Below are 21652 nucleotides of genomic sequence, written 5' to 3'. Positions count from 1 at the left end.
ATGAGCATTCGCAAAATCGTATCGCTTGTTGCTGCAGTGGCATTCACCGCGGTTTCGGCCGCGCCTGCTTTCGCCGTCACCGTGTCGCGCGCCGACGGTCAGGCCATGAACCCGAACGGGGAGCCATTCTCTGCGACGGGCCTTACGGCCCTGGCCAAGGGGTCGATCAACGCGACCTGCAACGCGACGTTCAACGGCACGATCTCATCGACGGGCGTCGTCAACATCACGTCGACGACGTTTACGGGCGGCGCGACGTGCGGCCTGATCAGCGGCAGCGCGACCAGCGCGTCGCCGTGGACCGGGCAGGCCGACAGTACGACGCAGCTGTCGATCAACAACGTGAAGGTGAACGTCACGCTGCTCGGCACGTGCGGGCCGAGCAAGGTCGTGACGACGTGGAACGATCCGAACTCGTCGCTGACGTTCAACAATGCCGTGCTGACACCGGACTGTACGGTCGGCGGCACGGTCGTCACGTCGCCGAAGTTCCACGTGCAGTAAGCGTCGCGTGATCGAGGCCGGGCGCCCGCCATCGACGAGGGCCGTGCAAGGATGCGCGGCGGGCGTTCCGGTTTCGAGCTGCATTCGTGTCGTCGCGCGTATCGGCGCGGCGACCGGCTGACCGCCTGCGTCGCGATCCGACGCGGGCGGCCATACCAGGGGCCGGTGCGACGCACCGTGCCGCCTGCTTCGACCGAACCCAAAACAACACAACCATTCCGATTCGCCACATGCTCACCGACCCAGCGAAGTATGGCGCTGCCCGCGGTGCGACGCCTGACCGGCTGCGCACGGCCGCGTGGCTGCAGTATCTGATCGAACACCTGTCCGAAGCGGCTTGCGTGGCGGCGGCCGACGACGACGGCGCGACTGACGTTCCGCCGTCGTCGCGCGCGGCACGCGTGCGAGCGGGCTTGAACCTGTCGCACGAAGCGATCGCCGTCCTGCATGCGCTCGCGCCGTGGATGGCAACGGACGGCGGCGGTTGCGCATGCGATGCGAGCGATCCGCCTGGCGCATGCATGCACGTGCCCGACGCGCGGCAGCTCGCGTACGCGGAGCGATGCTGCCCGGGATCGCGCGCGGTATTCGAAGCCGCGCATGGCTTCGTCGATGCGTGGACCTTCGACGATCCCGACGACGGCTGGGCCGCGCTCGAGCGGATTGCTCGTGGCGTGGATCGAGGCAGCGACGATGCCGACGAGCAGGACGCACGAGCCCGGCCCGCGAACGGCGAAGCGCCGAGCGCGAAGAACCTGAGAGAACGACGCGCGGCCGTCGCGGCGGCGTGCGTGGAGCCGTCGGCACGGCCGGGGGACGTCATCGATGCGATCGTGCTGCGCGTGTGCGGGCCGCGCGACGATGCCGCGCGCATCGACGAGATGGCCGCGCTCGCGATGTTCTGCGCGGAGCTGGCCGCCGGCAAGGGGATTTCCTTTGCCGCATACGGCGGTCAGCACAATCTCGTCGCGCGCGCGATTCGCGAACGCCGCGCCGATCTTGCGTCGGTGGACGGTCTGCTCGCGGCGGTGTCCGCGTGCCGGCTCGACCGGCTCGTCGGCGCGGGCAGCTTCTGGGCGTATTACCTGCTGGCGGGCATCGTGATCGCGGCGCCGGACACAGTGCGCGAATTCGCGCGCCGCTTTCACGGCGACGCGTGGCAGGCGTGGCTCGATGAAACGCTGGCGTGGCCGGCGGTCGGCCGCTTCGGGCGGAAGGAGGAGGTCGCGTTCGAGCATTTGCGCGGCGCGATGAGCCTGACGTCGCGCGCGAATCCGATCGTGCGTGCGAAACGCGTGCGGCCGAGGCGGGCGACCATCACACGGTTCCGTACTGGCGCCGGGCGCGCCGAATGAAAAACGGCTCGCGGCGAAAACGCCGCGAGCCGTGCATGTTGCTGCCGCCACCGCCGCTGTGCGCGGGGCGGAGGCGCTGGTGCGATTACACCGTCTCCGGCTGCCGCACCGCCTTCGCGACATTGCGCGCCATCGCCCCGTTCGCGACGAAGTAAGGCACGTCGACACGCGCGAGCGGCTGGCGGCCACGGATCTTGTCGGCGATCTTCTCCGCGATCATGATCGTCGGCGCGTTCAGGTTGCCGGTGGTAATGATCGGCATGATCGACGCATCGACGACGCGCAGCCCTTCCAGCCCGTGCACGCGACCTTCTTCGTCGACCACGGCCATGTCGTCGTAGCCCATCTTGCACGAGCACGACGGATGGAACGCGGTTTCCGCGCGGGCCCGCACGAACGTGTCGAGCTCCTTGTCCGACTTGCAGTCGGCGCCCGGGTTCAGCTCGCGGCCGCGATAGCGGTCGAGCGCGGGCTGCCGCATGATTTCGCGCGTCGCGCGGATCGCATCGCGGAACTCGCGCCAGTCGAGCGCTTCGGCCATGTAGTTGAACAGGATGCTCGGGTGCGCGTTCGGATCGCGCGAGCGCAGCTTCACGCGGCCGCGGCTCGGCGAACGCATCGACCCGACGTGCGCCTGGAAGCCGTGCATCTCGATCGCATTCGAGCCGTTGTAGTTGATCGCAACGGGCAGGAAGTGATACTGAATGTTCGGCCACGGATCGTCGTCGCGCGTGCGGATGAAGCCGCCCGCCTCGAAGTGATTGCTCGCGCCGAGGCCCGTGCCGTTCAACATCCATTCGAGGCCGATCTTCGGCTGGTTCCACCACTTGAGCGCCGGATACAGCGACACCGGCTCCTTGCACTCGTACTGGATGTACATCTCCAGGTGATCCTGCAGGTTCTGGCCGACGCCGGGCAGGTCGAGCACGATCGGGATGTCGAGTTCCTTCAGCCATGCGCCGGGGCCGACGCCCGAGCGTTGCAGCAGTTGCGGCGACGCGATCGCGCCGCTGCACACGAGGACCTCGCGGCGCGCGTGCGCGGTCGCGCGCTCGCTGCCGCGCAGGTACGTGACGCCCGACGCGCGCTTGCCGTCGAACAGGATGCGGTCGGCGAGCGCGTGCGTGACGATCTCGAGGTTCGGCCGGCCCTTCGCCTGGTCGAGGTAGCCGCGCGCGGTGCTGGCGCGGCGGCCCTTCGGCGTGACGGTGCGATCCATCGGCCCGAAGCCTTCCTGCTGATAGCCGTTCAGGTCGTCGGTGCGCGGATAGCCGGCCTGCACGCCTGCATCGACCATCGCCTCGAACAGCGGGTTCGCGCCCGGCTTGCTGGTCGTGACCGACACGGGGCCGTTGCCGCCGTGATAGTCGTTCGGGCCGACGTCGCGCGTCTCGGCCTTCTTGAAGTACGGCAGGCAGTCGAGATACGTCCAGTTCTCGAGCCCCTTGTGCGTCGACCAGTTGTCGTAGTCGAGCGCGTTGCCGCGGATGTAGCACATCCCGTTGATCAGCGACGAGCCGCCGAGCCCCTTGCCGCGGCCGCATTCCATCCGGCGGTTGTCCATGTGCGGCTCGGGGTCGGTCTCGTAGGCCCAGTTGTAGCGGCGGCCCTGCAGCGGATAGGCGAGCGCTGCCGGCATCTGCGTGCGGAAGTCGAAGCGGTAGTCGGGGCCGCCCGCTTCGAGCAGCAGCACCGTGACGTTCGGATCTTCCGTCAGGCGCGTCGCGAGCACGTTGCCCGCGGAACCGGCGCCGCAGATGATGTAGTCGTATTCGCGTGTCGTCATGACGGGGTATCTCCTATCGTTCTCAAAACACCGGGTTGTAGCGGCCGAGCTCGACCTGTACCGACTTGATTCGAGTGTAGTGTTCGAGCGTCGTGATGCCGTTCTCGCGTCCGACACCGGATTGCTTGTATCCGCCAACCGGCATCTCGGCCGGCGATTCGCCCCACGTGTTGATCCAGCAGATGCCGGCTTCGAGGCGATGGATCGTGCGATGCGCGCGCGACAGGTTTTCGGTCACGACGCCGGCCGCGAGGCCGTAGTGCGTGTCGTTCGCGCGGGCGATTACTTCGTCCTCCGATTCGAAATCGAGGATGCTCATCACCGGCCCGAAAATCTCTTCGCGCACGATCTTCATGTCGTCGCGGCAATCGCCGAACACGGTCGGCGCGACGTACTGGCCGCTGGCGAAGTGACCGTCGGTCAGGCGCGTGCCGCCGGCGAGCAGCTTCGCGCCTTCGGCCTTGCCGCTGTCGATGAAGCCGAGCACCTTGTCGAGCTGCGCGGCCGACACGAGCGGGCCGAAGTTGGTGTCGGCATCGGTCGGCTTGCCGACGCGAATCCGCTTCACGCGTTCGAGCACGCGCTGCGTGAACGCGTCCTTGACCGAGCGGTGCACGAACACGCGCGTGCCGTTGGTGCAGACCTGGCCCGAGCTGAAGAAGTTGGCGGTCACCGCGATGTCGGCCGCGCGGTCGAGATCGGCATCCTCGAACACGATCAGCGGCGACTTGCCGCCGAGCTCCATCGTCACTTCCTTCAGCGACGACGCGCCGGCCAGCGACATCACCTTCTTGCCGGTCTCGACGCCGCCGGTGAACGACACCTTCGCGATGTCCGGGTGACCGGTGAGCAGTGCGCCGACCGAGCCGTCGCCCTGCACGACGTTGAACACGCCGGCCGGCACGCCGGCTTCCGTATAGATTTCGGCGAGCTTCAGCGCGGTGAGCGGCGTGACCTCGCTCGGCTTGAACACCATCGCGTTGCCGGCCGCGAGCGCGGGCGCCGTCTTCCAGCACGCGATCTGGATCGGGTAGTTCCATGCGCCGATGCCCGCGCACACGCCGAGCGGCTCGCGGCGCGTATAGACGAACGACTCGGCGCGCAGCGGCACCTGCAGCCCTTCGATCGCGGTCGCGAGGCCCGCGTAGTACTCGATCACGTCCGCGCCGGTGACGATGTCGACCGCGAGCGTCTCGCCGATCGGCTTGCCGGTGTCGCGCGTCTCGATGGCCGCGAGCTCGTCGTTGCGTTCGCGCAGCAGGTCGACCGCGCGGCGGAGGATCCGCGAGCGCTGCATCGCCGTCATCGCGGCCCATTCGCGCTGGCCTTCCCGGGCCGACGCGACCGCGCGGTCGACGTCGGCCGCGCTCGCCTGCTGCACCTGCGCGAGCAGTTCGCCGGTGGCGGGATCGAAGGTGTCGAAAGTCTTGCCGCTGGTGGCGTCGACGTAACCGCCGCCGATGTAGAGGCGCTGCAAACCGTATACGGACATGAGGATCTCCTTGAGGGCGACTGCCTGCGCGTCAGTCGGACGCGAGCAGCAGGTCGATGTAATCGTGGGCGAGCTTCAATGCAGCCCGGGTGTCGATCGGGCCGCCGGCGAGGGCGCCGCGCAGCCACAGGCCGTCGATCAGCGCGGCGAGGCCGCTGGCGGCTTGCCGTGCTTTCGCGCGCGGCAACGCCTTCGCGAATTCCGCGCACAGGTTCGAATGGAGGCGCCGCGTGTTGACGTGCTGCAGGCGCTTGAGCATCGCGTCGTGCATGCTCTGCGACCAGAACGCGAGCCAGGTCTTCATCACGGGCGCGCTGACCTGCGTGTCGTCGAAGTTCGCGGCGACGATCGCGCGCAGCCGCGAACGCGGATCCTTGCGCGCGGCGACGCGACGTTGCGTGGTGGCCGCCCACAGATCGCGCAGCACGTGCCGCATCGTCGCTTCGAGCAGGCCGTCCTTGTCGCCGAAATAGTGGCTGACGATGCCCGTCGAGATGTTCGCGCGCTGCGCGACCGAGGCGAGCGTCGTGCCGGGCAGGCCGGCTTCGTCGATCGAGCGCAGCGTGGCGTCGATCAACTGTGCGCGGCGAATCTCCCGCATTCCGACTTTCGGCATCGCGCACTCCTTTCGCCCGGACGGGCCCGTTCCTGGAAGTCGAAAGCTTAGCGGTTTTTTATTGATCGTTCAATCAATAAAAAAGCGGGGTCTGACGGTGGATTTGGTGTCGGAGGCCGGAAACCGACGGCGTCGCCGCGATTGTGCGGATGCGGAAAAATGAATTGAAAGACAGTTAAATAATTTTAAGTTTGTTTAAAACGGATCGGAAAAAGCCGATGCAATAGTTTCGGCTGTTTCCGAATCCGATTTATTACATGTCGAAAGAATGTCGAGCTATGTGAGAATGGTTTTGGATTCGGAAATTTGAATTGCCGAAGACGAGGCCCGCATTTTCCGGAAATTCGTTTCAATCAGGCGATTTAAACGATTTATGTGGTTGAGTTTAAAGGATATTGTTGGTCGCGCGGCGCATCTCATGACGCACTCGCAAACGATTGCGACCTCTTTTCGTCCGATTCCTCCTACCATAAAAAATGCTGAAAAAATTTGAATCGCTTGTATTCCCCGGTGGAGTAGAGGGAATCGTTGGGGTGACTTGAGTAAGCAATATTTCCCGTATTAGGATGGCGCCGCATCACAAGGAATGAATCGGCGCCGCGGGTATTTTCCGCGGTGCGTCGGCAATGGGCGGGGTCAACGGCCGGAACACGGTCGGCGCCAGCCATTGCGCACCTGCAGCATGCCGCGACGCCGAGACGCCGCATCCACCGGAGAACGACGATGCCGACCGAAAAACACGTGGTCCCGCTGCCGAATGGTCTGAAGGTCTACGTCGAACGGAACGTGTTCGATCCGTCATTCGACACGGCGATGCTCGTCAACGGCGCGCTCGCGACGACCGCGTCGTTCGGCCAGACCGTCCAGTATCTCGGCGAGCGGATGAACACGATCTGCTTCGACCTGCCGTATGCCGGGCAGTCGCGCCAGCACAACCCCGGCTGCTTCATCCTGACGAAGGACGACGAAGCCGCGATCCTCCAGCATCTGGTCGAGCACTTCGCGCCCGCGTTCCTCGTGTCGGTGTCGTGGGGCGGCGTCGCGTCGCTGTTCGCGCTCGCGCGCGGGTGCCCGAGCGTGCGGCGCGCGGCGATCTGTTCGTTCTCGCCGTTCCTGAACGACGCGATGGTCGACTACGTGACGCGCGCCCGCGACCACATCGCGGCCGGCGAGAACCTGAAGGCCGCGCAGCTGCTGAACGACACGGTCGGCCGCTACCTGCCGCGCATCATGAAGCTGTACAACTACCGCTACCTGACGCGCCTGCCGCGCGACGAGCAGGATCAGGTCGCGTTCCACGTCGACCAGATCCTGTCGCTGCAGCCGGAGCGCTACCTGAGCGAGTTCTCGAACATCGGCGCCGAGCTGCTGTTCGTGAACGGCGAGCGCGATGAATATACGACGCCGGCCGACGTCCGCCAGCTCGCCGCGCACGTGCCGCGTGCGCGCTTCGGGACGATTCCCGACGCCGGTCATTTCCTCGACATCGAAGGCCGCGCGCAGCGCGAGGCCACGCGTGCCGCGCTGCTCGGCTTCTTCTGCGACGCGCCGCCCGTTGCCGCGGGCGTCGGGCTCGGCGCCGCACACGCGTGCGTGTCCGCGCCGATGCCGGCCATGTCGTCGTGACGCGGCACGTCGCGCACCGCGCACGCCGCGCGCATCCGAATTCTCATCCACACGAGGCAGGCCAGCCGTGAATATCGTTCAGACCATCGCCATCGTCGTTCCGTGGGCCGCGTGGCTCGCCTACTGGATCATGACGTCGCAGGCCGTGAAGACGACCGTGCGCAAGGAGGCGTCGCGCTCGCGCACGCTGCAGTCGATTCCGCTGATCGTCGGCGGCGCGCTGATCATCCTGCCCGACCCGACGCTGCGCGCGTTCGTGCCGGACTGGCACCGCTTCGGCCTGCAGGCCCAGTGCGGGCTCGCGGTGCTGATCGCGGGGCTGTTGTTCTCGGTGTGGGCGCGGCTGCATCTCGGCACCAACTGGAGCGTGTCCGTCACGCTGAAGGAGAACCACGAGCTCGTGCGCACCGGTCCGTATGGCCTCGTGCGTCATCCGATCTACACCGGCTGCCTGATCGCGCTGGTGGGCGCCGCGCTGATCGGCGGCGAGTGGCGCGGCGCGCTTGGCGTCGCGCTCGTGTTCGCGTCGCTCGCGTACAAGGTGCGCGTCGAGGAGAGCTGGCTGACCGGCCATTTCGGGCCGGCGTACGCGCAGTACCGTCGCGAAGTCGCGGCGCTGATCCCCGGTTTCTACTGATCTTTCCGCGAGGCGCGCGATGGCGAAGATGATCGTGACCGCGATCGGCTCGGCTGGCGACGTGCATCCGCTGCTCGGCGTCGCGCGCGCGCTCGCGATGCGCGGCCACGAGGTCGTGTTCTGCACGCATCCGCCGTTCGAGGCGACCGTGCGCCGCTGCGGTTTCGCGTTCGTGCCGGTCGGCACCGCGGCCGAGTACGAGGCCGCGATGGCGAACCCGGCGCTGTGGGATCCGCGCACGTCGTTTCGCACGCTGTGGCAGGTGATCGCCCCCGTGCTGCGCCCGCATTACGACGCGCTGTGCGCACTGACCGATCGCGACACCGTGCTGGTCGGCACGCTATGGGCGTTTTCCGCGCGCTTCATGCAGGAGCGGCACGGCACGCCGTACGTGTCGGTGCAGGTGTCGCCGTCGACGCTGCTGTCCGCGCACGTGCCGCCGACGCATCCGCGCCTGACGATTCCCGCGCGCTGGCCGTTGCCGGTGAAGGCGGCGCTGATGACGCTGATCGAGCGGCAGGTGCTCGATCGCGTGTGCGGGCCGGCGCTCAATGCGGCGCGCCGCGACCTCGGGCTCGCGCCCGCGCGGCGCGTGCTGGGCCGCTGGCTGCATTCGACCGATGGCGTGCTGTGCCTGTTTCCCGACTGGTTCGCGCCGGCGCAGCGTGACTGGCCGGCGCGTCTTCTGCAAAGCGGCTTTCCGCTGTTCAACGACGTCGCGACGCCCGACGACGATCCCGCGCTCGACGCGTTTCTCGCGGCCGGCGAGCCGCCCGTGGTGTTCACGGCCGGCTCGACGCGCGTCGATCACGCCGCGTATGCGCGTGCGGTTGCCGACGCGATGCGCGCGACCGGCGCGCGCGGCATCCTGCTGAGCCCGCACGATGCAGCACCGGACGGCGACCGGCTGCTGGTGCGCCGCTTCGTGCCGATGCGCACGCTGCTGCCGCGTTGCCGCGCACTCGTGCATCACGGCGGGATCGGCACCGCGGCGCTCGCGTTCGAAGCCGGCATCCCGCAGGTCGTGACGCCGTTCGCGCACGACCAGTTCGACAATGCGCAGCGCGTCGCGACGAGCGGTGCCGGCATACGCATCGACGCGCCGGTCGACGGCGCGCGGCTCGGTGCGGCGCTCATGCGCGTACTGAACGAGCCCGAATTCGCGGTGTATGCGGAGCGCGCGCGGACGCTGATCAACGCCGCGCCGAATGGCTGCGAGACGGCCGCCGATTTCATCGAGCGCCTTGCACCGAAACGTGGACGCGCGATCTCGCCGGCCGCGGATGCGATGGCGGGCGCATGAGCACGGTATCGCCGCTTCGGGATGCCTCGGCGCCCGCCGCGTTCGACGCGCCTGTCGCGCCACCGGTGCGCGGCGCACGGCTCGCACTCCTGACGTTCGCGCTGTCGCTTGCGACCTTCATCGAAGTGCTCGACTCGACCGTGACGAACGTCGCGGTGCCGGCAATCTCCGGCAGTCTCGGCGTATCGAACAGCCAGGGCACGTGGGTGATCAGCTCGTATTCGGTCGCGGCCGCGATCGCGGTGCCGCTGACCGGCTGGCTCGCGCGCCGCGTCGGCGAGCGGCGGCTGTTCGTCGGCGCGGTGCTGCTGTTCACGCTGACGTCGCTGCTGTGCGGGCTCGCACGCGACCTGCACGTGCTGGTGGTCTGCCGCGCATTGCAGGGGCTGTGCTCGGGGCCGATGGTGCCGCTGTCGCAGACGATCCTGCTGCGCACGTTCCCGCCGGACAAGCGTACCGTCGCGCTCGCGCTGTGGGCGATGACGGTGCTGCTCGCGCCGATCTTCGGGCCGGTGGTCGGCGGCTGGATCGTCGACAGCTTCTCGTGGCCGTGGATCTTCCTGATCAATCTGCCGATCGGGCTGTTCTCGTTCGCCGTGTGCACCGCGATGCTGCGCCCCGACGCGCAGCGCGGCGCGGCCGGCCCGATCGACGTGCCGGGCATCGTTCTGCTCGTGATCGGCGTCGGCTCGCTGCAGGCGATGCTCGATCTCGGGCACGACAAGGGCTGGTTCGATTCGCCGCTGATCGTCACGCTCGCGGTGGTCGCCGGGCTCGCGATCGCGTCGCTGCTGATCTGGGAGGCGGGCGAAGCGCATCCGGTCGTCGACCTGAGCCTGTTTCGCGACCGCACGTTTTCGTTCTGCGTGCTGATCATCTCGCTCGGGATGATGAGCTTCTCGGTGGTGGGCGTCGTGTTTCCGCTGTGGATGCAGGCGGTGATGGGCTACAACGCGTTTCACGCGGGCCTCGCCACCGCATCGCTCGGCGTGCTCGCGCTCGTGTTCTCGATTCTCGTGGGCCTGCATGCGCACCGCTTCGATGCGCGCGTGCTCGCGACGTTCGGCTTCGTCGTGTTCGCGGCCGTGCTCGCGTGGGACGCACATTTCACGCTGAAGATGACATTCGCGCAGATCGCCGCGCCCGGGCTGATCCAGGGGATCGGACTGCCGTGCTTCTTCATTCCGCTGACGGCCGCGACGCTGTCGCGCATTCCGGACGACCGGCTCGCGGCCGCGTCGAGCCTGTCGAACTTCCTGCGCACGCTGTCCGCCGCGTTCGGCACCGCGATGAGCGTGACGCTGTGGGACAACCGCGCGACCTATCACTACGACGTCGTGTCGCAATCGGTCACGCACGCATCGACGAACACGCAGCGCTTCGTGCACACGCTGAACGCGATGGGCGTGGATGGCGTGCGTGAGCTGTCGACGCTGCACCAGGTCGTGATGCAGCAGGCTTACATGATGGCGACGGGCGACATGTTCTGGATGGCGAGCATGACCTGCGTCGTGCTCGCCGCGATGATGTGGCTGACGCGGCCGAAGCGCGGCGCCGCGGTTTCGCTCGGACATTGAGGAGAGGGGCATGACGACACTCGGCGCACTCGTGATCCTGTATCACCCGACCGACGCGCAGCTCGCGGCGCTCGGCGCGTGGCGGCACGCGTGCGATGCGCTGCTGGTCGTCGACAACACGCCGCAGCCCGATGCGCGCGCCCGCGCGCTGTGCGCGCGCGACGGCATCGCGCTGCTGCATCACGGCAACCGCGGCGGCGTCGCCGGCGCGTACAACGCGGGGCTCGCGGCGCTGTTTCGGCGGGACGTCGATGCCGTTGCGCTGTTCGATCAGGATTCGTCGGTGCCGGCCGGTTACTTCGCGACGATGCGCGACGTGTGCTCGGCGCTCACGGGGCGCGCCTTCCTCGCCGGCCCGCGCATCTTCGACGAGAACGCGCGCAGCTTCCTGCCCGAACTCGCGACGAACGGGATCTCGCTGCGCCGGCTGCGCGTCGCGCCCGACGCGCCGCTGCAGCGCTGCGCGTTCCTGATCTCGTCGGGCTGCGTCGTGTCGCGCGCCGCGTTCGACGTACTCGGCCGCTTCGACGAGACGCTGTTCATCGATCACGTCGATACCGAGTACAGCTTCCGCGCGCTCGCGCGCAACGTGCCGCTCTATGTCGTGCCGTCGCTGGTGCTGAAGCACCGGATCGGCGCGAAGCAGCGGCATGCATTCGGTCCTTTCGAAATGACGTCGATGAATCACTCGTGGCAACGGCGCTACTACAGCGCGCGTAATGCGGTGCAGCTCGGGATGCAGTACGGGCTGCGCTTTCCGGTGGCGATGGTGCCGAACCTGCTGACCGTGTGGCAGGTCGTGCAGATCGCGCTCGTCGAGCGCGACAAGCGCGACAAGCTCACCGGCATCCTCTACGGCATCGCGGACGGCCTGCTCGGCCGGCTCGGTCCGCTCGAGCGCGCGCGGCCGCGTCTGGCCGCACGCGCGCAGCGCGTCCAGCAGGGTTGAGGGAAGCGATGGAACGCATCACTAAATTGGGGCGACCGGCGCGCGGCGAGCAGGGCGGCTGGACGATGCTCGCGGCGGCCGCGCTGCTGGCGCTGGGCGGTTGCGTGCCGTCGGGGTTCCTGCCGTCGCTGTCGCTGCGCGCACCGGCCGGAGACGCGCTGGCGCACACCGCGGGCCCCGGCGTGGACGGCGCGTGGCCCGCACCCGACTGGGTGAAGCAACTGCAGGATCCGCAGCTCGACGAACTGGTGGCGGAGGCGTCGCGGAACAATCCCGACCTGCAGGTCGCGCAGGCGCGGCTGCGGATCGCGCAGGCGCAGCTTCGGCAATTCGATTCGCTGACGGGGTTGACCGGTACGGCCGGCGCGACGGTCAGCCGCGCGCGGATGCCGAAGCCGGGCGACGTCGCCGACGTGTCCGTCGGCGGCTATCGCGTGCCGGTCGAGATCTTCGGCGATCCGGTCGTGTCGCCGTCGTCGGTGTTCGTGGGGCTGACCTACCAGCTCGACCTGTGGGGCAGGAACCGCGCGGCGACGAAGAGCCTGATGTCGCTGCGCGACGCGGCCGGCGTCGAGGCCGAGCAGGTTCGGCTCACGCTCGCGGTCGCGATCGTCACCGTGTATTGCCAGCTCGACCAGGCGTACGCGGTGCGCGATCTGCTGCAGCAGAAACTGAAGATCAGCCAGCGCGTGACGGCCGTGCTGCGCGAGCGCACCGCGCGTGGCCTCGACAACGCGTACGACGCGAGCGACGCGTCGATCAAGCGCACGCGCCTGCTCGAACAGATGGCGCTGAACGACGAGCAGATCAAGCTCGCGCAATTGCAGCTCGGCGTGCTGTCCGGTCGCGGGCCCGAGCGTGGGCTCTCGCTGCAGCGGCCGCGCGTCGGCGCGTTCCCCGGCGGCGCGCTGCCCGGGCGGCTGCCGGCCGACCTGCTCGGCCGCCGGCCCGACATCGTCGCCGCGCGCCTGCGCGTCGAAGCCGCGTTCGCGAATGCCGATTCCACGCGCGCGCAGTTCTATCCGGACGTGAACCTCGTCGCGCTCGGCGGCGTGTTCGCGCTGACGCCCGCGTCCCTGTTCTCGCGCGACGCGATCGCCGGCTCCGTCGGCCCGGCGATCTCGCTGCCGGTGTTCGATCGCGGCCGGTTGAAGGCGAAGCTCGGTGCGGACGTCGCGCAGGCCGACGTCGCGATCGGGCTGTACAACAAGACCGTCGACGACGCGCTCGGGCAGGTTGCGCAGATCGTCACGTCGCTGCAGACCGCGCAGACGCTCGTCGCGCAGCAGCAGGACGCCGTCGCCGCCGCGCAGAAGATCGTGCAGATCGCGGCCGACCGCCATCGGCGCGGTGTGCTGATGCAGAAGGACGTCGATGTCGCGGACCTCACGCTGATCGACGAGCGCGCGCAACTGATCGCGTTGCTCGGGCGGCAACGGACGCTGCGCGTCGGGCTGGTCGGCGCGCTCGGCGGTGGGTTCGATGCGGGCACGGCGATGGCGTCGGCATCCACGTCGGCGGTCGCGACACGTACCGCGCAAGGCGCGCGGTCGAAGCGCGGCGCGATGACGAACGCGGCCGCTCGCAACGCGACGAACGCCGGCACGGAAGCGCGTCGCGCGGCCACGTCCGTCAATGGAGCCGCGCCAATCGACCCGCCGGCGGCGATCGTGACGCCGCGCAGTGCGGCAGCCGATAGCGCGAGCGTGAGCACCGACACGCGCAGCGCGGTACCCAGCGTCTCGTCCGACCCGCGCGTGAGCGCGATCCCCCTGTTCCAGCATGACCGCCTGATCGTTACGCAAAGCGACTGATGCACCACGACAACCTTCATACCGCCGCGCAGCCGGCCGCACTGAACGACCCGGCACTCGACGCGCGCCGGGCGACCCGCCGCAAGCGCTTCACGTGGTTCTTCGCGGTCGTGCTGCTGGCCGCGCTCGTGTGGATCGCGTTCTGGCTGCTGCACGACCGCTATGTCGAGGACACCGACGACGCGTACGTCGCGGGCAGCATCGTGCAGGTCGCCGCGCAGATCCCGGGCGCGGTGACCGACGTGCTGGTCGCCGATACGCAGGCCGTGCGCGCCGGGCAGCCGCTCGTGCGGCTCGACGACACCGAAGCGTCCGTTGCATTCGCGCAGGCGAAGGCGCAGCTCGTGCAGGCCGTGCGGCAGGTCGCGAACGCGAAGATCTCGAACACGATGTACGTGGAAGCCGTGAACGCGCGCCAGGCCGACCTGTCGCTCGCGCAGCGCGCGCTCGCCGCGCGTTCGGGCGCCTCGGTCGAGATCGTCGCGCCGGAGGAACTGGCGCGCGCCCGCGCGGCGGTCGCCGGCGCCCAGGCGAACCTCGCGGCCGCGCAGGCGCAGCTCGAAGCGGCGCGGGCGCTCGGCAGCAAGCTGCCGGTCGACGAAAGCCCGGCCGTCGTGCAGGCGGCCGCGCAGTTCAGGCTCGCGTACCGGAACCTGAAGCGCACGACGATCGTCGCGCCGGTCGACGGCACGGTCGGCCAGCGTTCGGTGCAGGTCGGCCAGCAGGTCGGGCCCGGCGTGCCGCTGATGTCGATCGTGCAGTTGAACCGGCTGTGGATCGAAGCGAACTTCAAGGAAGGGCAGATCCGCCACATGCGCATCGGCCAGCCGGTCGACGTGGTGTCGGACCTGTACGGCTCGCGGGTCGTCTATCGCGGCCGCGTGCAGGGCTTCTCGGCCGGCACCGGCAGCGCGTTCTCGATGCTGCCGTCGCAGAACGCGGCCGGCAACTGGATCAAGGTCGTGCAGCGGGTGCCGGTCGTGATCGCGATCGATCCCCGCGACCTGGCCGCGCATCCGCTCAGGGTCGGATTGTCGATGCGCGCGACCGTCGATACGCGCAATCGCGACGGCCATGCGCTCGACAGCGAGCCGCCGACGCCGGCCGTCAGCACGCGCATGCACGACGGCGTCGCGAGCGACGCGCAAGCGGCTGCCGCCGCGATCATTCGCGAGAATCAGGGCGGATAACGCGCGCCCGGCCGGCGGGGCGGGCTGCCCCGATCACTTGAACCGGCCGGCCTTTGCGGGCCGCGCGCTCCGCGTCTTCCTTGGTACTGCCTTCCGGCCGCTTTCCGGCCCGACTTTCGCGTTTGCGCCATCGATGTCGGCACCGATCAAACGCATGTCGGGTTTGAGACATCGGCGCCCCCGCCTCCGGGACTACTCTCGAACAGCACGTTGCGTAAGCGCCGCACCCGCCGGCGCACCGCAGCGCCATCCAACGAGACATGGAGACAATACGATGAGCAGCAATCGAGGTGTCGTCTATCTTGGCCCGGGCAAGGTCGAAGTACAGAAGATCGATTATCCGAAAATGGTCGACCCGACCGGCCGCGCGATCGGCCACGGTGTGATCCTGAAAGTGGTGAGCACGAACATCTGCGGTTCCGACCAGCACATGGTGCGCGGCCGCACGACCGCTCCGGTCGGCCTCGTGCTCGGTCACGAGATCACCGGCGAAGTGGTCGAGGTGGGCCGCGACGTCGAGACGCTGAAGCTCGGCGATCTCGTGTCGGTGCCGTTCAACGTCGCGTGCGGCCGCTGCGCGATGTGCAAGGACACGCATACGGGCGTGTGCCTGAACGTGAACCCGTCGCGTGCCGGCGGCGCCTACGGCTACGTCGACATGGGCGGCTGGATCGGCGGCCAGGCCGAGTACGTGCTCGTGCCGTACGCGGACTTCAACCTGCTGAAATTCCCCGACCGCGATCAGGCAATGGCGAAGATCCGCGACCTGACCTGCCTGTCCGACATTCTGCCGACCGGTTATCACGGCGCGGTGAGCGCGGGCGTGAAGCCGGGCTCGACGGTCTATATCGCGGGCGCGGGCCCGGTCGGGATGGCGGCGGCCGCGTCGGCGCGCCTGCTGGGCGCGGCGGTGACCATCGTCGGCGACATGAACGAGGAACGCCTCGCGCATGCGCGGGCAATGGGCTTCGAGACGGTCGACCTGTCAAAGGACGCGTCGCTCGGCGAGCAGATCGAGCAGATTCTCGGCGTGCCGGAAATCGACTGCGCGGTCGACTGCGTCGGCTTCGAGGCGCACGGCCACGGTTCGTCGGGCCATTCCGAGGAAGCGCCCGCGACGGTGCTGAACTCGCTGATGGAAATCACGCGACCGGCCGGCGCGATCGGTATCCCGGGCCTGTACGTGACGGACGATCCGGGTGCGAAGGACAAGGCCGCGCAGCACGGCAGCCTGAGCATCCGCTTCGGCCTCGGCTGGGCGAAGTCGCACTCGTTCTTCACGGGCCAGACGCCGGTGCTGAAGTACAACCGCAACCTGATGCAGGCAATCCTGTTCGACCGTCTGCCGATCGCGAAGATCGTCAACGTCGAGGTGATCTCGCTCGATCAGGCGCCGGAAGGCTACAAGAAGTTCGACGGCGGCGCGCCGCGTAAATTCGTGATCGATCCGCACGGTTTGCTGGCGGCCTGACGCACGAAGCACGAAGCGCATGAAGCGGGCGGCACCGGAGACGGTGCCGCCCGTTGTCGCTGTGGGCGTGCGGCGCGCTCAGTGTCCGCGATAGACCCCGGCCAATTGGATGTCGGTCGCCGCGGCGCGGCGCCCGTGGCGTGTATGCGCACTCACGCGATGGAGCGCATGCGTGCGCCGGGCCGGGGCGCCTTTCCAGTCGGCGACGCGGACGCCGTTGCGCGCGTGTTGTGGCTCGCGAACCGGTGGCACATGTCGCGCGAGTGTCGTGGTCGCGCGTGCGGTGGAGCGTGAGGTTGCGCGCCGGCTCGTATCGGCCACGCGCGGGGCCACGCGCGGCTGCTCGGCCGCGATCTGCGTGTCGTCGGCCGCGACCGGCGTCTCGTGTGCGGCGACCGGCTTATCGTCTGCACGATGAAACGCATAGACGGGCACGGGCACGACCGGCAACGTCGGCGCATCGGCGCCGTGCACGCCTGCATCGATCGTCGTCGCACCGGGCGTAGCCGGGCCGCGACAGGCGGGGTCCGCCCGGCATGTCCGGTCGAACGTCACATAGCCGCCGACCATCAGCACGACGGTCAGGATGCTCAGCAGCGGCGCACTGGACGGGCGCGGCCGCCGGATCGCGGCGCTGCGCACCGCGGCCGCGACGCGCGACGACCACGCCGGCACAGGCCGCTGCGTGTCGTGCGGGGGCGCGGCCTGCTCGGCATGTGCGTCGCCGCGCCGGTCGCGCAGCGGCGTGAACGGCCAGTCTCCCACACCGCAGACGGGGCACTGCTCGCTGGCGCGAAACGCCAGGAAGCCGCATTCCCGGCAGCGCTGGCTGACGGCACCGTGCGGCTCGGCACGCAGGTTCAGTGCGCCGCGCAGCGTGTCGCGGGTCCGCACATTCCGGTTGAGCAGGACTTGCATGGTGTTGCTACCTCGTCTGTCGTTGCCGCCCGGCGAGCGTCCCGATGGTCCGCATCGCGTCTTCGACGGCAGGGGTCCAGGGCCGGCCGTAGTTCAGCCGGACATAACGGTGAAATGCGCCCGTCACGGAAAAGATCGGCCCGGGCGCGAGGCTGACGCCGTTGTCCATCGCGTCGTCGAACAACTGCATCGCGTCCACGTGCGGCGGCAATTCGATCCACAGGAAATACCCGCCGCGCGGTGCGTACACCTCCGTGTCGGGCGGAAAGTACGCGCGAACGGCGGCCAGCATCTGCGCCTGGTGCGCGGCCAGGTTGCGCCGGAGCCGGCGCAGGAAGCGGTCGTACGCGCCGTCGCGCAGGTAGCTCGAGACGGCCATCTGCGCGGGCACGTCGGCGGCCGGCGCGCTTTCGTTCTTCACATGGCTGATCTGTTCCACGTAGCGTCCGGCCGCGACCCAGCCGACCCGGAAACCGGGAGCGAGGCACTTCGAGAACGACCCACAATGCAGCACCAGCCCGCTATCGTCGTACAGTTTCGCGGGGCGCGTGGGCAACGGCCCGAAATGCAGTTCGCCGAACACGTCGTCCTCGATCAGCGGCACCTCGTGCGACGCGAGCAGGTCGATCAGTGCGCGCTTGCGCTCGTCGGACAGCGTCGCGCCGGTCGGGTTGTGAAGCGAGGTCATGAACCAGCACGCGCGCACCGGATGCGTGTCCAGCGCATCCGCGAGTGCGTCGAGATCGAGGCCGGCGCGCGGGTCGACCGGGATCTCGACCGTCTTCAGATGCAGCCGCTGCACGGCCTGCAACACGGCGGGGAAGGCCGGGCGTTCGATCGCGACGATGTCGCCGGGGCGCGTGAGTGCCTGCAGGCTCAGCGTCAGCGCTTCGGCCGCGCCGGTCGTGATGACGATCTCTTCCATCGGCAATGCGGCGCCCGCGTTCAGGTAGCGCATGGCGATCTGGCGGCGCAGCGCTTCGTGGCCCGGCGGCAGTCCCGCCAGCAGTTGCGCGCGGTCCATGTTGCGCGCCGCCGTCGCCGCGTAGCGCCACAGGCTGCTCATCGGAAACAGTGAATAGCTGGCGAATGCCGAACCCAGCGGCACGATGTCGTCGCGCTTGAGCGAGTCCATCAAGCGGAACAGGGTGTCGTCGCCGGTCGGCTTGCGTGGCGTGTCCTGGCTGGTACGCACGCGCTTGTCGTCGAGGTCCGCGACGAAATACCCGGAACGCGCGCGCGCGACGATGAGGCCCTCGCTTTCGAGCGTGTAGTACGCGCGAAACACGGTGGAAGGACTCACACGATAGGCGCGGCACGCCGAGCGTACGGTCGGGATCCGGGCGCCGGCCGCAAGGTCGCCACGCCTGATCGAGTCCGCAATCGTCTGCGCGAGCGCCGCATATCGCTTCATGCCCGCCCTCCGGCCGACCGCGGCCGTCGATGAAAAAAAGAGTAGCACGCCATCCGCCGCGTTCAATCCCGCCCCACTCGTCGATCCGCATATTGCTGATCCGCACGTTTTCGACCGACTCTGATCCTTTTCTTCAGATCTGTGAGCAGGCATTCTGCGCAATCTTTGTTCCCGAAGCCTGGTCGATACGGAGTTCACTGCCCGCAGGACGAATCCGTGACCCCGCGCACCGCGAGCGGGACCTTGTCTACGGCGTCCTCACCCTTATCCCGGAAGTATTCAGCGTGAAATCGAAGTTCCTCGTCGCGGGCCTCGTGGCCGGCATCGCCCTCGACCTGTTCAGCGGCGCCGCAGTCGCCGCCTGCGTCAACAATCCGCTGGCTCAGTCCAACGCGTCGTTCCCCGGTGCACTGACCGGCAAGCTCGTCTATCACAGCTACGTCAAGTACGGCGACGGCACGAGCCAACTGTTTTTGTACGACTTTTCCGCCCGCACGCTCACGCAACTGAGCAAGAGCAGCTGGGGCATCACCGATCCGATGAATGGCGTGTTCAGCCCCGACGGCAAGTGGCTCGCGTTCATGGGGATCAGCAACGGCGCGTGGAACGTGTTCATGCTGCAGCTCGGCGCCGGCACGCCGCCCGTCAACCTGACGAACAGCAGCGGCGCGACGCGCAACGAGGATCCGAAGTTCGCAACTGACGGCAAGACGCTCGTGTTCAAGCAGAACGGCGACGTGAAGCAGGGCACGCTGTCGTACACGAGCGCGGGCCCGGTGTTCACGTCGGTCGTGAGCCTGACGAACGCGCCGGCCGGCAGCGAATACTCGATGCCGTTCCTCGCGCCGGACGCGAGCGCCGTGTACTACGCGACGGGCACCGGCTCGAACATGGGGCTGATGAAGCGCACGATCGCGACCGGCGCTACGGCGGTATTCGATCATCCGGCCGGGCTGCAGACCTACTACCCGATCGTGCGCCGCGATGGCATGGTGTTCTATGCGCGGTGGAAGGACACCGGCGGCGCGGACCAGATCTACGCGAAGACCGCCGATCCGGCGTCGACACCGAACGCGCTGCCGATCAACGACTGCATGAGCAACAACTCGGACCCGGCACCGGTGAGCGGCACGAACTACGTGTTCTTCTCGTCGACGACGGCGGGCGGCTACCAGCTCTACGTGGGTGACGTGACGACCGGCCAGCGCTGGAGCCTGTCGCAATTCGGCGTGAACGCGGATACGACCAAGGCGAAGCTCGGCGCGAGCTACTACGGCGGCCCGGCGGCCGCGCAACCGACGCTGCTGTCGCAAGGGCGTCCGGCCGCCGCATCGGCGAGCTACAACGCATCGCTGACGCCGGACAAGGCATTCGACGGCAACACGACGAGCACGCGCTGGGATTCGCCGGAAGGCGCGGGCGTCGGTACGGAATGGATCTCCGTCGATCTCGGCGCGGTGAAGAAGGTCAGCAGCGTCGATCTCTATTGGGATGCGGGTGCGCTCGTCTACCAGATCCAGACGTCGAACGACAACGCGAACTGGACGACGGTTTATTCGACGAACAACGGCGTGTCGTACGGTCACGTTACGCTGTCGAACCTCAACGCGCAGGGGCGCTACGTGCGGATGCTCGGGACGAAGCGGGCGACGCAGTGGGGTTATTCGCTCGATGAAATGCAGGTTTGGGGATCGTAAGCGCGAGTTGGCAGCGGCCTTCAAGGTTGTAGCAGGGTGTCGGGCCCATTGCTGCGGCGATCGCTGATATGTAGCAGGTTCCGGTGTCTCGATATTTCGGGAAATCACCGGCGAGCATTCTGTCAATTGCGGGCGATGGGCTGATCGGGCGAGGGAAGGCGCCGGAATGGCAGGAAGAAAACGGCCCGCTTTGTGCGGGCCGGGCCGCGTGGTCTGGCTTACGTCAAGGCGTCTTGGGTATCGGGTTTAGGTTCGGGCAGCAGTGATCGGGGCACCCCGGGCCGAACGTAATCTCGACGCGCCTCCCCGTATCATCGAACTCGCTCGCGGGAAATGGCAATGTGTAGATTCGTGCGATGACGGAATTTCGCTCGCCTCGAATCGAAAATTGATCCAACGCACCCTTGACGTTCGTGGCCCGTTGTTGAGCAAGGGCTTTCGGATCTTTCTCCGTCGGTTCTGCCAGCCCGACAACCGACACCAAATCGATAATGGAAAAGCGGTTGTGCATGTCGGTTGACCACGCTGACAGCTTAGCCAGTTCGGCGATAGACAGGTCGCTCGAATCCTTGTCGAATCGAACGTCAAAATCCCAGCCGGGCATGTTCGACGGGCCGTCACACGCTGATGCCGTATGTACGCAACTCAACGCGAGTACGGTGGCGATCAGGAATTTAGTGATCAAAGACGACGTACCCAATGCTATCGGCGTTGCGGAAAAGAACGCCCGCATACGCGGGTATTCCGTGGTCAATAATTGATGAGTTTGCTGTGTGGTGTCACGCGGGGATCGTCGCACATCCATGCGCAACTACCTTGGCATATCGGTGTCAACTCCACGATCACCTGATGAATATTGATCGTGCCATCGGGAAGTTTTTTTGCCATTTTATCTGTGAAAGTCTTTTTTTCTAGGTAAATGTTTTCGGCGTCAATGCCAAGTTGCTGGAGATATGCCTTGGCGTTATCTGCGCGTACGTTCTTTAATCTCTCGATGTCGTTTTCGTGGATATAAGCGCCTGCAATTACAACGGCTTGAATTTTCACGTCGGGCCATTTCTTCGCCTCGATGACGCTATTCGCTATCGCTATTCTGTCTGCGTTCGAAAATGTCGTTGTGTTGAATGGAAGTTGCACCTGCGCTTCTTCGCCAATTGTGCATGCAAGCACTGCGCCGGAGAGGAGTGACGTCAGTGCGAGAAGACAGGCGGCAACGCCGCACCTGAGTGAATTCCTCTTCATCATATGATCGTGTCGTCGAAGTAGTGTGTGCATTCGTGAATCATGGCAGGAAGAAACGGCA

18 protein-coding genes are annotated in these 21652 nt (G+C 67.4%); 11 read left to right on the top strand and 7 right to left on the bottom strand.

The features are described from left to right. A complete protein-coding gene (locus ABIC50_RS17405; RefSeq protein WP_354165724.1) occupies positions 1 to 504 on the top strand; it encodes a PraA/PraB family alkane oxidation protein activator in 504 nt (167 codons plus the stop codon). A gap of 230 nt (positions 505 to 734) precedes the next feature. After that, positions 735 to 1859, top strand: coding sequence for a hypothetical protein (locus ABIC50_RS17400; RefSeq protein WP_354165721.1), 1125 nt, complete (start codon positions 735 to 737; stop codon positions 1857 to 1859). An 85-nt stretch (positions 1860 to 1944) separates the two neighbouring features. Here the strand turns inward: ABIC50_RS17400 and betA are convergent, their stop codons facing one another. From betA to betI, 3 genes are read right to left on the bottom strand one after another with little or no spacing between them, the layout of a single operon-like run. After that, on the bottom strand, positions 1945 to 3645 hold the full coding sequence (gene betA / locus ABIC50_RS17395; protein WP_354165718.1) for a choline dehydrogenase: 1701 nt from the start codon (positions 3643 to 3645) through the stop codon (positions 1945 to 1947). Positions 3646 to 3667: 22 nt separating this feature from the next. Continuing rightward, positions 3668 to 5137, bottom strand: coding sequence for a betaine-aldehyde dehydrogenase (gene betB / locus ABIC50_RS17390; protein ID WP_175658803.1), 1470 nt, complete (start codon positions 5135 to 5137; stop codon positions 3668 to 3670). Between the two features lie 31 nt (positions 5138 to 5168). After that, the gene (betI, locus tag ABIC50_RS17385) at positions 5169 to 5753 is read right to left on the bottom strand and encodes a transcriptional regulator BetI (protein WP_011659481.1); all 585 of its coding nucleotides are present in this window, start codon (positions 5751 to 5753) and stop codon (positions 5169 to 5171) included. 723 nt (positions 5754 to 6476) lie between these two features. Here betI and ABIC50_RS17380 point away from each other — a divergent pair. The 8 genes from ABIC50_RS17380 to fdhA all read left to right on the top strand — a co-directional run bounded on the left by ABIC50_RS17380 (position 6477) and on the right by fdhA (position 16320). After that, entirely contained in the window at positions 6477 to 7379 is a 903-nt protein-coding gene (locus tag ABIC50_RS17380; protein ID WP_175676316.1) for an alpha/beta fold hydrolase, read from the top strand. Positions 7380 to 7446: 67 nt separating this feature from the next. After that, the gene (locus ABIC50_RS17375; RefSeq protein ID WP_229081451.1) at positions 7447 to 8016 is read left to right on the top strand and encodes a methyltransferase family protein; all 570 of its coding nucleotides are present in this window, start codon (positions 7447 to 7449) and stop codon (positions 8014 to 8016) included. 19 nt (positions 8017 to 8035) lie between these two features. Beyond that, complete coding sequence (locus ABIC50_RS17370; RefSeq protein ID WP_354165715.1) at positions 8036 to 9319, top strand: glycosyltransferase; 1284 nt, start codon at positions 8036 to 8038, stop codon at positions 9317 to 9319. Further along, the gene (locus tag ABIC50_RS17365) at positions 9316 to 10896 is read left to right on the top strand and encodes a DHA2 family efflux MFS transporter permease subunit (protein WP_354165712.1); all 1581 of its coding nucleotides are present in this window, start codon (positions 9316 to 9318) and stop codon (positions 10894 to 10896) included. Before ABIC50_RS17370 ends, ABIC50_RS17365 begins: the two co-directional genes overlap by 4 nt. A 10-nt stretch (positions 10897 to 10906) precedes the next feature. Then, positions 10907 to 11845 carry a glycosyltransferase family 2 protein gene (locus ABIC50_RS17360; RefSeq protein WP_354165709.1) on the top strand — a complete coding sequence of 313 codons (939 nt, stop codon included), beginning with the start codon at positions 10907 to 10909 and terminating at the stop codon, positions 11843 to 11845. 8 nt (positions 11846 to 11853) lie between these two features. Beyond that, complete coding sequence (locus tag ABIC50_RS17355; RefSeq protein ID WP_354165706.1) at positions 11854 to 13659, top strand: efflux transporter outer membrane subunit; 1806 nt, start codon at positions 11854 to 11856, stop codon at positions 13657 to 13659. Further along, complete coding sequence (locus ABIC50_RS17350; RefSeq protein ID WP_175671140.1) at positions 13659 to 14849, top strand: HlyD family secretion protein; 1191 nt, start codon at positions 13659 to 13661, stop codon at positions 14847 to 14849. Before ABIC50_RS17355 ends, ABIC50_RS17350 begins: the two co-directional genes overlap by 1 nt. Positions 14850 to 15123: 274 nt before the next feature. Beyond that, positions 15124 to 16320, top strand: coding sequence for a formaldehyde dehydrogenase, glutathione-independent (fdhA, locus tag ABIC50_RS17345; RefSeq protein WP_006755768.1), 1197 nt, complete (start codon positions 15124 to 15126; stop codon positions 16318 to 16320). Between the two features lie 78 nt (positions 16321 to 16398). On the opposite strand, the gene ABIC50_RS17340 is transcribed toward fdhA, so the two are convergent. Further along, positions 16399 to 17238: an ATP-dependent serine protease gene (locus ABIC50_RS17340; RefSeq protein WP_354165703.1), complete on the bottom strand. Its 840-nt coding sequence runs from the start codon at positions 17236 to 17238 to the stop codon at positions 16399 to 16401. A gap of 7 nt (positions 17239 to 17245) precedes the next feature. Further along, a complete protein-coding gene (locus ABIC50_RS17335) occupies positions 17246 to 18652 on the bottom strand; it encodes an aminotransferase-like domain-containing protein (protein WP_354165913.1) in 1407 nt (468 codons plus the stop codon). Between the two features lie 284 nt (positions 18653 to 18936). Here ABIC50_RS17335 and ABIC50_RS17330 point away from each other — a divergent pair, with 284 nt between their 5' ends. Further along, the gene (locus ABIC50_RS17330) at positions 18937 to 20349 is read left to right on the top strand and encodes a discoidin domain-containing protein (RefSeq protein WP_354165698.1); all 1413 of its coding nucleotides are present in this window, start codon (positions 18937 to 18939) and stop codon (positions 20347 to 20349) included. A gap of 223 nt (positions 20350 to 20572) precedes the next feature. Here ABIC50_RS17330 and ABIC50_RS17325 read toward each other — a convergent pair whose 3' ends face one another. Beyond that, positions 20573 to 21082, bottom strand: a complete 510-nt coding sequence (locus ABIC50_RS17325) for an OmpA family protein (RefSeq protein WP_354165695.1) — start codon at positions 21080 to 21082, stop codon at positions 20573 to 20575. A 17-nt stretch (positions 21083 to 21099) separates the two neighbouring features. Beyond that, the gene (locus tag ABIC50_RS17320; protein WP_354165693.1) at positions 21100 to 21591 is read right to left on the bottom strand and encodes a hypothetical protein; all 492 of its coding nucleotides are present in this window, start codon (positions 21589 to 21591) and stop codon (positions 21100 to 21102) included. Positions 21592 to 21652 lie beyond the last annotated feature (61 nt).

The organism is Burkholderia sp. 567 (genome assembly GCF_040545115.1).
GTDB lineage: Bacteria > Pseudomonadota > Gammaproteobacteria > Burkholderiales > Burkholderiaceae > Burkholderia > Burkholderia ambifaria.
The sequence above is the reverse complement of the archived record's forward strand: the minus strand, read 5'-3'. Positions and strand labels throughout refer to the sequence as shown.

Bases quoted from the DNA above. Each gene is read 5' to 3' on its own strand.
- ABIC50_RS17350 (WP_175671140.1), top strand. From the start codon at position 13,659: ATGCACCACGACAACCTTCATACCGCCGCGCAGCCGGCCGCACTGAAC.
- ABIC50_RS17370 (WP_354165715.1), top strand. From the start codon at position 8,036: ATGGCGAAGATGATCGTGACCGCGATCGGCTCGGCTGGCGACGTGCAT.
- ABIC50_RS17365 (WP_354165712.1), top strand. From the start codon at position 9,316: ATGAGCACGGTATCGCCGCTTCGGGATGCCTCGGCGCCCGCCGCGTTC.
- betI (WP_011659481.1), bottom strand. From the start codon at position 5,753: ATGCCGAAAGTCGGAATGCGGGAGATTCGCCGCGCACAGTTGATCGAC.
- betA (WP_354165718.1), bottom strand. From the start codon at position 3,645: ATGACGACACGCGAATACGACTACATCATCTGCGGCGCCGGTTCCGCG.
- ABIC50_RS17340 (WP_354165703.1), bottom strand. From the start codon at position 17,238: ATGCAAGTCCTGCTCAACCGGAATGTGCGGACCCGCGACACGCTGCGC.
- ABIC50_RS17335 (WP_354165913.1), bottom strand. From the start codon at position 18,652: ATGAAGCGATATGCGGCGCTCGCGCAGACGATTGCGGACTCGATCAGG.
- ABIC50_RS17400 (WP_354165721.1), top strand. From the start codon at position 735: ATGCTCACCGACCCAGCGAAGTATGGCGCTGCCCGCGGTGCGACGCCT.
- betB (WP_175658803.1), bottom strand. From the start codon at position 5,137: ATGTCCGTATACGGTTTGCAGCGCCTCTACATCGGCGGCGGTTACGTC.
- ABIC50_RS17325 (WP_354165695.1), bottom strand. From the start codon at position 21,082: ATGCGGGCGTTCTTTTCCGCAACGCCGATAGCATTGGGTACGTCGTCT.
- fdhA (WP_006755768.1), top strand. From the start codon at position 15,124: ATGAGCAGCAATCGAGGTGTCGTCTATCTTGGCCCGGGCAAGGTCGAA.
- ABIC50_RS17360 (WP_354165709.1), top strand. From the start codon at position 10,907: ATGACGACACTCGGCGCACTCGTGATCCTGTATCACCCGACCGACGCG.
- ABIC50_RS17355 (WP_354165706.1), top strand. From the start codon at position 11,854: ATGGAACGCATCACTAAATTGGGGCGACCGGCGCGCGGCGAGCAGGGC.
- ABIC50_RS17320 (WP_354165693.1), bottom strand. From the start codon at position 21,591: ATGAAGAGGAATTCACTCAGGTGCGGCGTTGCCGCCTGTCTTCTCGCA.
- ABIC50_RS17405 (WP_354165724.1), top strand. From the start codon at position 1: ATGAGCATTCGCAAAATCGTATCGCTTGTTGCTGCAGTGGCATTCACC.
- ABIC50_RS17380 (WP_175676316.1), top strand. From the start codon at position 6,477: ATGCCGACCGAAAAACACGTGGTCCCGCTGCCGAATGGTCTGAAGGTC.